An 11,081-nucleotide genomic window follows, 5' to 3' on the forward strand; every position below is an offset into this window, starting at 1 on the left:
TTAAGGGTACCTTATGAATTCAATGAGTTTTCTCATCTCAACCCTATTTGACCTGTATATCATGGTCGTTATATTGCGCATTTGGTTGCAAGCTGCACGTGCAGACTTCTACAATCCTTTCTCGCAATTTATTGTTAAAGCGACACAGCCAGTCATTGCTCCACTGCGTCGTTTTATCCCGTCTGTAGGTAGTATCGATCTGGCTACAATTTTATTTGCGTACCTACTGTGTGTACTTAAGTTTGTTGCTTTAATTCTTATCGCATCAAGCGGCTCGGTTTCTTTTAGTGTCGAGTTCCTGTTCTTAGGCTTACTGTCTCTGATTAAAGCTGCTGGCGGCCTGTTATTCTGGGTATTGCTGATCCGTGCAATCCTGAGCTGGGTTAGTCAGGGCCGCAGTCCGATTGAGTACGTATTCCACCAGCTGACTGAGCCAATGTGCGCGCCAATCCGTCGCATTCTTCCAGCGATGGGTGGCCTGGATCTTAGCGTTCTGGTGCTGTTTATCGGTCTGCAGTTCGCGAACTTCCTGATGGGCGATATTGTTGGCCCAATCTGGTTCCAGCTGTAGTGTCAGCCTCAGTTTGGCGCGATGGTGAGGATATTGTCCTTAAACTCTACATTCAACCGAAAGCAAGCCGCGATAAAGTCGTCGGCTTGCATGGGGAAGAACTCAAGATCGCGATTACCGCCCCACCCGTAGATGGCAAAGCCAATGCGCATCTAATCAAATTTCTGGCTAAGCAGTTTAAAGTTGCTAAGGGTTTGGTTCACATAGAAAAAGGCGAACTGGGACGGCACAAACAAATTCGGATAGAATCCCCAACTCAAATACCTGCTGACATTAAAGCCATCTTATGATGGCTTTTTATTTAACCTGAAAGCAGGTTATTTAAATTAAACTTAAATAGAAGTGTCTCTTTGAGGAATTCACGATGAACAAATGGATTACCGCAGTACTGATCAGCCTATTGTCTTTCCCGACTTTAGCCGAACAGTTCAAAACGATGAAAGACATCGAAGTACATTACGTAGCGTTTAACTCTACTTTTCTGACTCCGAAAGTAGCCAGCAGCTACAACATTAAACGTAATGGCTACCTCGCTGTAATAAATATTAGCGTGCTTGATAGTTCTTCCCTCGGAAAACCAGCTCTGGAAGCGAAGGTAGAGGGACATGCAAAGAACCTGATTGGTCAAACGCAACAGTTAACCTTCCGTGAAGTTAAAGAAGGTGACGCTATTTACTACTTGGCTGAACTACCGATCACGCATGAAGAAACTTTTACCTTCGATATTGATGTAAAATCTGGAAACAAAGGCTCAGGTAAGCTTCAATTCACCCAGAAGTTTTTTGTCGAAGAGTAATTGGGTCAGAATGATCTAAAAGCTTTTGGACACCAGTAGGCCAAAAGCCTTTTGAAGTTAAAAATAAAAAGACGAGGAGAACCACACGTTCTCCTTGTCACAATGAAAAGAGAACCCCATGAAAAAGATTGTGTTAGCAACAGGCAACCAAGGCAAAGTACGTGAGATGGCAGATTTGCTTTCAGATTTCGGTTTCGAAGTATTGGCACAAAGTGAATTCAACGTCTCTGAAGTTGCGGAAACGGGCACCACGTTTATTGAGAACGCAATTATCAAAGCTCGCCATGCAGCGCAAGAAACCGGCCTGCCTGCTATCGCTGATGATTCGGGTTTAGAAGTCGACTTCCTTAACGGTGCACCTGGCATCTATTCTGCCCGTTACGCTGGCGAAAACGCAACAGACCAGGAGAATCTGGAAAAGCTGTTAAAAGCAATGGAAGGTGTACCAGAGGCGGAGCGCACCGCACGTTTCCACTGCGTATTAGTTCTGATGCGTCATAAAGACGATCCAACGCCTGTCGTTTGTCACGGTATGTGGGAAGGTCGTATCCTGACAGAAGCACAGGGTGAGAATGGCTTTGGCTACGATCCAATTTTCTTCGTGCCAGAAGACGATTGTGCATCAGCAGAGCTAGAGCCTGCGCGCAAAAAGCAGCTGTCACACCGTGGTAAAGCGCTGAAATCTCTGTTCGCTCAGCTGTCTGCGCGAACAGCTTAGTAAGCACACGGCATAGTAATAATAAGCGAGTTTATTCATGTTAACTCCCCCAGCACTCAGTCTGTATGTGCACATCCCATGGTGTGTACAAAAGTGCCCATACTGCGACTTCAACTCGCATGCGCTCAAAGCGGAGATCCCAGAAGATGAGTACATCAACGCCCTTCTGGAAGATCTGGATACCGATATTGAAAAATACCGCCTGAACGACGCGCCGCGCCCTCTGCATTCTATTTTCATTGGTGGCGGTACGCCGAGCCTGATTTCAGCACAAGGTATCGAACGTCTGTTAAAAGGGATAGAAGCGCGTATTCCATTCAAGCCAGACATCGAAATTACCATGGAAGCTAACCCGGGAACGATCGAAGCTGAACGTTTTGCTGGCTACCGAAAAGCAGGGGTAACACGTATATCTATCGGAGTGCAGAGTTTTGAGCAAGAGAAGCTAGAACGCCTCGGACGCATCCATGGCAAGGATGAAGCCGTCAATGCGGCTAAGCTCGCCCATAAGATTGGATTAAATAGCTTTAATCTGGACTTAATGCACGGCTTGCCAGACCAAAGTATTGAGCAGGCTCTATCCGATTTGGATAAGGCTATTGAACTGGCTCCGCCACACCTGTCTTGGTATCAGCTCACCATTGAGCCTAACACTATGTTCTATTACAAGCCGCCGACGCTGCCTGACGACGATGACTTGTGGGATATCTTCGAGCAGGGACATAAAAAACTCTCAGCCGCCGGATACGTACAGTACGAAATTTCCGGTTACAGCAAGCCGGGGTATCAGTGTCAGCACAACCTTAACTACTGGCGCTTTGGAGATTATCTCGGCATCGGCTGCGGCTCACATGGCAAGCTGAGTTTCGCTGATGGGCGCATCATTCGCACCACTAAAGTGAAGCATCCACGTGGTTATCTGGCTGCGTACCAAAATATGGTGAAACCTTATTTGCATACCGAGCAGTTTGTGGAAGATGAAGACCGTCCGTTTGAGTTCTTTATGAACCGTTTTCGTTTAATGGAAGCGTGTCCGAAACAAGACTTTATCGACACTACAGGGTTACCGCTAAGTAGCATTCAAGACACCATCAACTGGGCGTTAGAGCTGGGGTATTTGAGTGAGACAGAATCACACTGGCAAATCACTGAAAAAGGTAAGCTTTTCCTGAACGACTTGCTCGAAGCGTTTATGGCAGAAGAAGACGAATAAGCGTATCTGATATCAAGCTATAAAAAATGCCTATCTGTTTGAGGAATGCCGTTCGTTTCACAGCGAACGGCATTTTTAAGTCTCCCGTCATCCTGAACAGCGACGAAGGAGCGTGATTCAGGATCTTCTATCCGAGTACTTTGTTATCAAAGAGTTTTCTATCTACTCTCAGCACGCTGATATTAGATTCCTAGTCTCGCTAGGGCTCGCTGGAATGACACGATGAGAGTCCTTAAGCGAAAGGTATTTTCTCTGTGTGAGAGGCATTTTTATTTATTCTGAGGAAAATGGCCAGCTCTAGAAAATGGAACGACCGATTCGCTCTGAAAGTAATTCTAAAGCTTTTGTTCCTGCCAGCGAGTTGCCAGCAGGGTCAAGCTCCGGAGACCAGACTGCAATGGTCATATCCCCCGGTACGACTGCGATAATGCCGCCGCCCACACCAGATTTGCCCGGCATACCGACACGGTAGGCAAACTCACCAGCACCGTCATAAAGCCCACACGTCGCAAGCAGCGCATTCAACTGCTTGGTTTGAGTCGGTGTTACAACAGCTTTACCTGTTTGCACAGAGGTGCCTTTATTAGCCAAGTAACTAAAGGTTTTCGCCAAATCAACACAGCTCATCTTCAATGCGCAGGCATGGAAGTAATTTTGCAGAACTGGTATGACTTCATTTTCGAAGTTACCAAACGAGCGCATCAGATAAGCGATCGCCGCGTTGCGATCGCCATGCATCATTTCTGAAGCCGCCACCACTTTGTCATACACAATGTGAGTATCACCCGATAGCTGGCGAACAAATTCAAGTAAGCGCTGACGCGGTGCAGACAAGCGACTTTGCAGCAGATCAGCAACCACTATCGCACCAGCGTTGATGAACGGGTTACGTGGAATGCCCTGCTCCATCTCTAACTGGATTAAAGAGTTAAAGGCCTGACCTGAGGGCTCTTTCCCTACTCGAGCCCAAATTTCCTCTTGCTTATACAAGCACATCGCCAGCGTCAGGCTCAGGGCTTTAGAAATAGACTGGATTGAGAACGGTTCATCGGCGTCTCCCGCCTTAATCACTTCGCCGTCATTGGTGTATACCGCAATACCTAACTTGTTGCTGGGCACTTTTGCCAGAGCTGGAATGTAGTCTGCTACTTTTCCCTGACCGATCAAAGGACGAACTTCGGTCAGAATATCTGTCAAAATTTCCACTGTAGGTTTCATTGTTCACCTTATTATCACTGATTTAATTCAGAGGTAAAAAAAGCCAACAGTGTGTTGGCTTTTCAAGTATTTGTTATCGAACAATCAATTATGGTTTCACTGCCACAATAATGTTGCGGTTGATAGATTGATCCACGCGGTGAAGATAACCGATGTAAGGCTCTTCTGAAAGCACCTTCCACCCCTGCTCTTCAAATAATGCCGCGACGTCTTTCCATTTCAGTGTGAACTCGTTGAAAGACAACACCACTGAACCTTGCTTTTTCAGTACCACTCTCCATGCAGGCAACGCTTCTTTTAAAAGCTCTAGTGGGCTGCGGTTCAGTTTACTGTCTTTGGCATTCTTACTGCCGTGCTGCACGCCGTAAGGCAAGTCAGACACCATGACATCCACCGAGTTCTTCTTCACAACTTGGTCAGCGATACGAGTATCCGCCGAGTACAGCTTCATCGTCTGAAGGTTACCTTGGTTGTAATCTTCTTTGTTCGCCGCGGCTTCAACCACGAAACCATCGGCCACTTTCTTACCAGCAGAAGTGCGCTTTTCTTTGCTCACTTTATGCTTAAAGCGACCGTTCTTCATAAACTTAACGACGAAGGTTTGGAGCTCTTGAACCCATTTCTGGTTGATCTCTACACCTACGACATTTAAGCCGTGGATCAAACCTTCAAACAGTGTTGTACCCTTACCACACATCGGATCCATCAACGTAAGCTGCGCGCTATCTGTGTTAGCGGCACTCACGCCCAGGTTTACCATCAAACGCGTAAACTGCTCGTTTGTTTTACCTGTATAACGCAGGATCTGGCTCATGCTCTCAGGGAAGGTGTTGAACGCAGGCGCCTGAATTGGTCTCAGCAAACCGTCTTCACGCACTTCAAACAGCGCATAATAGATAGAAGATGCGGCGATCTTACGCGACTGTTCTTCGTTGAGCGCTTCCTCGCACGAGAACACCAATGCCGCAGGTAAGCCTACATCTTTGCTGCCAATTTCAGTCACTTCAACACCTTCAGAAGCTAAGATTGCTTTTAGCTCTGAACATGCGATGGTCATTGCGCTATCAAAATAAATACGGTTGTGACCCGGATTCGCTAATATCGCATAGTGGTACATCAACTGTCTCCTTACGCAGTTCGTTTGAATTTGATGTCCCACACACCGTGACCAAGACGGTGACCGCGAGCTTCAAATTTAGTCAGTGGACGCTCTTCAGGACGAGGTACAAAATCGCCTTCTTCAGCAATGTTTTCATAACCTGGCGCTTGATTCATGATTTCAATCATGTGTTCTGCGTAGTTTTCCCAGTCCGTTGCCATGTGGAAGATTCCCTCATTAGGGATAAGCTTCTGGCGTACCATTTCAGCAAACTCAAGCTGTACGATACGACGCTTGTGGTGACGCTTCTTGTGCCATGGGTCTGGGAAGAACAGTTGCAGTGTCGTTAGACTGTCATTTGGAATCATGTGCTCGAACACTTCAACCGCATCGTGACACATTACGCGCAAGTTAGTCAGACCCGCTTCACGTGCATCAGACAGACAAGCACCAACACCCGGGCTGTGTACTTCAATACCGATGAAGTTTTTCTCAGGTGCGTTCTTTGCCATTTCAACCAGTGAAGCGCCCATACCAAAACCGATCTCAAGCACAACTGGATTGTCGTTACCAAATACCTCTTTCCAATCAAGAAGTTCAGCTTGGTAATCGATACCCATTGTTGGCCAGCACTCGTTCATCGCATTTTCCTGGCCCTTAGTTAAACGGCCTTCGCGACGTACGAAACTGCGGATTTTACGGATCAGCTTGCCGTCTTCGTTGTATTCGTTAGTGGTTACTTCACTCATTGATTTTGCCTGCACATTGATTAATCAAAGCGGGGATTATCCAAAGAATTTAATCGGGTGCAAGTTTTTGTTGAGCTCTCGGTCTATCACTACTCAAAAGCCATAATGCTCCCCGTAATATCCCCACTGATTACCAGTTGTACTTATCACCCATTCTGTGGTGCAATTTTGCCCCTAACCAATAATAGAATACAGAGCAAGTCGTGACCCCTTTCGCCAGTGCCATCTTAGAATGGTATGACGCCTACGGAAGAAAAGATCTTCCGTGGCAACAAAACAAAACCGCATACAGTGTCTGGTTGTCTGAAATTATGCTTCAGCAAACTCAGGTAACTACGGTTATTCCGTACTACCAACGTTTTCTGGAACGCTTTCCGACCGTGGTCGACCTTGCGAACGCAGAGCAAGATGAAGTGCTGCACCTCTGGACTGGCCTCGGTTACTACGCCCGAGCCCGTAACCTGCATAAAGCGGCCAAAGAGGTTGCCCAGAAATATAATGGTGAGTTCCCACTGAATATCGAGCAAATGAACGCTCTGCCGGGAATCGGCCGCTCGACTGCTGCAGCGGTATTGTCATCCGTATTTAAGCAGTCACATGCGATTCTCGATGGCAACGTCAAGCGAACACTTTCTCGCTGTTTTGCAGTTGAAGGATGGCCGGGGCAGAAAAAAGTAGAGAACCAGCTGTGGGAGATTGCCGAGGCACATACCCCGAAAACTGACGTCGACAAATACAATCAAGCTATGATGGACATGGGTGCCATGGTCTGCACACGCAGCAGACCTAAATGCACCTTGTGTCCTGTTGCCAATTTATGTGTGGCGAAAAAACAAGAAAATGTTCTCGACTATCCGGGGAAAAAACCGAAGAAAGATAAACCGGTGAAGCAAACCCGATTTGTTATGCTTCATCACCATAATGCAAATGGGCATGAAGTCTGGCTTGAACAGAGACCTCAAACCGGAATTTGGGGCGGGCTATTTTGCTTCCCGCAAACCGAACATGTGGATGTCGAAAGTGATATTGATATGCTGTTGGAACAACGTGGCATCCAGGCCAATGACATTAAAGAACAGCAAACACTGATCACTTTCCGCCACACATTTAGTCATTACCACTTAGATATCACACCAATTTTGATTGACCTGTCAAAGCAACCCGATGTGGTAATGGAAGGCAACAAAGGTCTTTGGTATAACTTATCTAAACCTGAAGAAGTGGGATTAGCCGCTCCAGTAAAACTGTTACTGGAAGCCCTACCTCATGAACTTCGTTAATTGAATACAAGGAGTCATTATGAGCCGCACTGTGATTTGTGCTCGACTAAACAAAGAGGCTGAAGGTCTAGACTTTCAACTGTACCCAGGTGAACTAGGCAAACGCATTTTCGATAACATCTCGAAAGAAGCTTGGGCTCAGTGGCAACACAAACAAACCATGTTGATCAACGAAAAGAAACTCAACATGATGGATCCGGAGCACCGTAAACTGCTCGAAACCGAAATGGTGAACTTCCTGTTTGAAGGTAAAGACGTCCACATTGACGGCTACACTCCACCTAGCGAATAAATTTTCGTAAAAACAATGACATCACAACACACATTGTGGTGTCATTATCTCACCAGATCCCACCTACTAATTACTTATGAAAAAAATTGTCTTTCTTGTTACGGCACTTTTAATGGCCGGTTGCAGCCGTGAGTTCGTCGAAAACGTCTATGATGTCGACTACGAGCCGACTAACCGTTTCGCCAATAATTTAGCGGAAATGCCGGGACAATTTGAAAAAGACACCGCTGCTTTCGATTCATTAATCGACAGCTTCTCTGGCGATATCCAAAAACGGTGGGGTAAACGAGAAATAAAGTACGCGGGAAAAAGCAACTACGTTAAGTATATCGACAACTACCTCAGTCGCGCTGAAGTCGATTTTCAAAAAGGTGTGATTACCATAGAAACGGTATCCCCAACCGAACCGCAAAAACACCTCAAGAATGCGATTATAACTACGCTACTGACACCTGAGGATCCCGAGAATGTCGATCTTTTCTCTTCCAAAGAGATCAAACTCGGAGGTCAGCCTTTTCTATATAAACAAGTGCTAGACCAAGATAAGCAACCGATTCAATGGACCTGGAGAGCCAATCGGTTTGCCGATTACCTCATCGCCAAGGAAATCAAAACGAAAGACGTCGACTTCAAAAAAGCATACTACGTAGAAATTCCAATGGCGGCAGATCACTTATTGCAGCGCAGTTATCAATACGCCGGCATAGTGCGTCGTGCGTCACAAAAATACGATATTCCTGAAGATTTGATTTACGCCATCATCAAAACTGAAAGCAGCTTTAACCCATATGCGGTCAGTTGGGCGAATGCATATGGTCTAATGCAGGTCGTGCCGAAAACCGCAGGCCGCGATGTGTTTTCTTTGGTTAAAAACCGCTCAGGACAGCCGAGCCCTGAATATTTATTTAACCCGGAAAACAATATTGATACCGGAACGGCTTACTTCTATATCTTGAAGAATCGTTATTTGAAAGAAGTCAGCCATCCCACTTCCCTCGAATACAGTATGATTTCTGCTTACAATGGCGGAACTGGAGGCGTATTGAGCACATTTGATAGCAGCGATCGTAAACGAGCTATGAGCGACCTGAATTCACTGCAACCCAATCAAGTTTACTGGGCATTAACCAAGAAACATCCCAACGCTGAAGCTCGTCGATATCTAGAAAAAGTTACAAATTTCAAAAAGGAATTTAACTCGGTGCAAACTTTTTAGCACCAGTTGAACAAAAAGCGTTCGAACAACCACTTTTTTGAAATTATTTAAAAAAAGTGGTTGACGGAAAGCAGGAAAATCCGTTTAATAGCGCTCCGTTGCCCGGATAGCTCAGTCGGTAGAGCAGAGGATTGAAAATCCTCGTGTCGGTGGTTCGATTCCGCCTCCGGGCACCACAATTTAATGTTGTTGGTGTCATACACGGACAACAAGTAAAGACTTTTTATAGCAAAGAGTTTTTACAGCAAAGAATAATAGTGTGCCGACTTAGCTCAGTAGGTAGAGCAACTGACTTGTAATCAGTAGGTCACCAGTTCGATTCCGGTAGTCGGCACCATTATTTTGCCTCGATAGCTCAGTCGGTAGAGCAGAGGATTGAAAATCCTCGTGTCGGTGGTTCGATTCCGCCTCGAGGCACCATATTTGGTGCACTTGCTTAATTTGAAATGATTGGCAAGACACAAACAACTTTTTGTTGTTAAAAGTACAATTCCTCCTTAGCTCAGTTGGTAGAGCGACGGACTGTTAATCCGCAGGTCGCTGGTTCGAGCCCAGCAGGAGGAGCCACTTTTAGAATTTCATTTAGTTGGGATTCTAAAAAAGAAGAGTTCATCTCTTCTAAAAAGAATAAAGCGTGCCGACTTAGCTCAGTAGGTAGAGCAACTGACTTGTAATCAGTAGGTCACCAGTTCGATTCCGGTAGTCGGCACCATTATTTTGCCTCGATAGCTCAGTCGGTAGAGCAGAGGATTGAAAATCCTCGTGTCGGTGGTTCGATTCCGCCTCGAGGCACCATATTTGGTGCACTTGCTTAATTTGAAATGATTGGCAAGACACAAACAACTTTTTGTTGTTAAAAGTACAATTCCTCCTTAGCTCAGTTGGTAGAGCGACGGACTGTTAATCCGCAGGTCGCTGGTTCGAGCCCAGCAGGAGGAGCCACTTTCAAAAAGCCGCATCATTTGATGCGGCTTTTTTTGTATTTAAACATCACCCTCCCTCCTCTACCGTATTTTCAATCCTTTTCAGCCCTCAATATATAAACTCCTTTTAGCGGCACCAGCGTAGGGCCAAATAAAGCCCCCACCCTTTCAGGTAACAGCGTAATGACAACTTCAGCTTTGCCTGGTAATCACTGAAAGCAATCTTACGCGCCTAATCATAGCCATACGTAGATATTGAGTGCATTAAAGGGGGAAGCCTAATGACGTGCACAAAGCCGTTCTAGGCGTAGCTTAGAGCAATATTCAGAGCAGAATGCGGAGGAAGTCAAAGGCAGTACCTATGACGCACTGCAGAATATAGGAACATCATTAAAGGTCGTTCACAGCAATTAGGACAAATATAGCGACGACTGCGACAAATCAGACATACGTTAACAAGCATGCATACCGAATTAAGCAATAACAAAGTTCCTATCGAGCACACAAAACAAGAATTATCTGGCACACAAAATGAAGACTTGATTAATAAGTTCTCAGCAAAGCACTAGTTTAAAGTCAATCGCTCAACCTAAAGCACATTTTTAAACGTGCTTTTTTGTTTTTGTTGCATTTATTTAGCATTCAAATACACAAACCTCCCTCCCCAAGAGCCTACAATAAGGAGGATTACTATTAAAAATGCATAAAAACAGCCCACTCCGAGCACAATTTCATCAAACGATATTTTATTTTAATTTTGTTGTTGACCTAAGAACCGAAAAACCGTTTAATACACCTCGTCGCCCGGATAGCTCAGTCGGTAGAGCAGAGGATTGAAAATCCTCGTGTCGGTGGTTCGATTCCGCCTCCGGGCACCACAATTTATTAATTGTTGGTGCTTAGCACGAACAATAATTTAAAGAATAAGGTGTGCCGACTTAGCTCAGTAGGTAGAGCAACTGACTTGTAATCAGTAGGTCACCAGTTCGATTCCGGTAGTCGGCAC

The 11,081-nt window shown here is 45.6% G+C and carries 11 protein-coding genes and 9 tRNA genes; 17 read left to right on the forward strand and 3 right to left on the reverse strand.

Going from position 1 to position 11,081, the window contains the following annotated elements:
• Window positions 1-13 precede the first annotated feature (13 nt).
• The 5 genes from ACWYU8_RS04400 (at window position 14) to hemW (ending at window position 3,298) form a co-directional block, all read left to right on the forward strand.
• Entirely contained in the window at window positions 14-571 is a 558-nt protein-coding gene (locus ACWYU8_RS04400) for a YggT family protein (protein ID WP_457517501.1), read from the forward strand.
• On the forward strand, window positions 571-861 hold the full coding sequence (gene yggU, locus ACWYU8_RS04405; RefSeq protein WP_457517503.1) for a DUF167 family protein YggU: 291 nt from the start codon (window positions 571-573) through the stop codon (window positions 859-861). The genes ACWYU8_RS04400 and yggU overlap by 1 nt, the downstream gene beginning before the upstream one ends.
• Before the next feature lie 74 nt (window positions 862-935).
• Window positions 936-1,367: a DUF4426 domain-containing protein gene (locus ACWYU8_RS04410; RefSeq protein ID WP_457517504.1), complete on the forward strand. Its 432-nt coding sequence runs from the start codon at window positions 936-938 to the stop codon at window positions 1,365-1,367.
• Between the two features lie 118 nt (window positions 1,368-1,485).
• Complete coding sequence (locus ACWYU8_RS04415) at window positions 1,486-2,085, forward strand: XTP/dITP diphosphatase (protein ID WP_457517506.1); 600 nt, start codon at window positions 1,486-1,488, stop codon at window positions 2,083-2,085.
• Between the two features lie 37 nt (window positions 2,086-2,122).
• Window positions 2,123-3,298, forward strand: coding sequence for a radical SAM family heme chaperone HemW (gene hemW / locus ACWYU8_RS04420; protein WP_457517507.1), 1,176 nt, complete (start codon window positions 2,123-2,125; stop codon window positions 3,296-3,298).
• 297 nt (window positions 3,299-3,595) lie between these two features.
• Here hemW and glsB read toward each other — a convergent pair whose 3' ends face one another.
• From glsB to trmB, 3 genes are all read right to left on the reverse strand, one after another.
• On the reverse strand, window positions 3,596-4,516 hold the full coding sequence (glsB, locus tag ACWYU8_RS04425; RefSeq protein WP_457517508.1) for a glutaminase B: 921 nt from the start codon (window positions 4,514-4,516) through the stop codon (window positions 3,596-3,598).
• 88 nt (window positions 4,517-4,604) lie between these two features.
• Window positions 4,605-5,633, reverse strand: a complete 1,029-nt coding sequence (locus ACWYU8_RS04430) for a TRM11 family SAM-dependent methyltransferase (protein WP_457517510.1) — start codon at window positions 5,631-5,633, stop codon at window positions 4,605-4,607.
• A gap of 11 nt (window positions 5,634-5,644) precedes the next feature.
• Window positions 5,645-6,364 carry a tRNA (guanosine(46)-N7)-methyltransferase TrmB gene (trmB, locus tag ACWYU8_RS04435; protein ID WP_457517512.1) on the reverse strand — a complete coding sequence of 240 codons (720 nt, stop codon included), beginning with the start codon at window positions 6,362-6,364 and terminating at the stop codon, window positions 5,645-5,647.
• Window positions 6,365-6,567: 203 nt separating this feature from the next.
• Here trmB and mutY point away from each other — a divergent pair, with 203 nt between their 5' ends.
• From mutY to ACWYU8_RS04495, 12 genes are all read left to right on the forward strand, one after another.
• A complete protein-coding gene (mutY, locus tag ACWYU8_RS04440) occupies window positions 6,568-7,644 on the forward strand; it encodes an A/G-specific adenine glycosylase (RefSeq protein WP_457517514.1) in 1,077 nt (358 codons plus the stop codon).
• 19 nt (window positions 7,645-7,663) lie between these two features.
• Window positions 7,664-7,936 carry an oxidative damage protection protein gene (locus ACWYU8_RS04445; RefSeq protein ID WP_444495963.1) on the forward strand — a complete coding sequence of 91 codons (273 nt, stop codon included), beginning with the start codon at window positions 7,664-7,666 and terminating at the stop codon, window positions 7,934-7,936.
• Between the two features lie 76 nt (window positions 7,937-8,012).
• Window positions 8,013-9,152, forward strand: a complete 1,140-nt coding sequence (mltC, locus tag ACWYU8_RS04450; protein WP_457517516.1) for a membrane-bound lytic murein transglycosylase MltC — start codon at window positions 8,013-8,015, stop codon at window positions 9,150-9,152.
• 100 nt (window positions 9,153-9,252) lie between these two features.
• Window positions 9,253-9,328 (forward strand) — tRNA-Phe (locus tag ACWYU8_RS04455).
• An 85-nt stretch (window positions 9,329-9,413) separates the two neighbouring features.
• A tRNA-Thr gene (locus tag ACWYU8_RS04460) sits at window positions 9,414-9,489 on the forward strand.
• A gap of 7 nt (window positions 9,490-9,496) precedes the next feature.
• Window positions 9,497-9,572, forward strand: a tRNA-Phe gene (locus ACWYU8_RS04465).
• A gap of 71 nt (window positions 9,573-9,643) precedes the next feature.
• Window positions 9,644-9,719 (forward strand) — tRNA-Asn (locus ACWYU8_RS04470).
• Window positions 9,720-9,788: 69 nt separating this feature from the next.
• Window positions 9,789-9,864, forward strand: a tRNA-Thr gene (locus tag ACWYU8_RS04475).
• A gap of 7 nt (window positions 9,865-9,871) precedes the next feature.
• Window positions 9,872-9,947, forward strand: a tRNA-Phe gene (locus ACWYU8_RS04480).
• Between the two features lie 71 nt (window positions 9,948-10,018).
• A tRNA-Asn gene (locus ACWYU8_RS04485) sits at window positions 10,019-10,094 on the forward strand.
• Window positions 10,095-10,877: 783 nt separating this feature from the next.
• Window positions 10,878-10,953: transfer RNA gene (locus ACWYU8_RS04490), tRNA-Phe, on the forward strand.
• A 54-nt stretch (window positions 10,954-11,007) separates the two neighbouring features.
• Window positions 11,008-11,080 (forward strand) — tRNA-Thr (locus tag ACWYU8_RS04495).
• Window position 11,081: the final 1 nt, after the last annotated feature.

The organism is Vibrio limimangrovi, assembly GCF_054064025.1.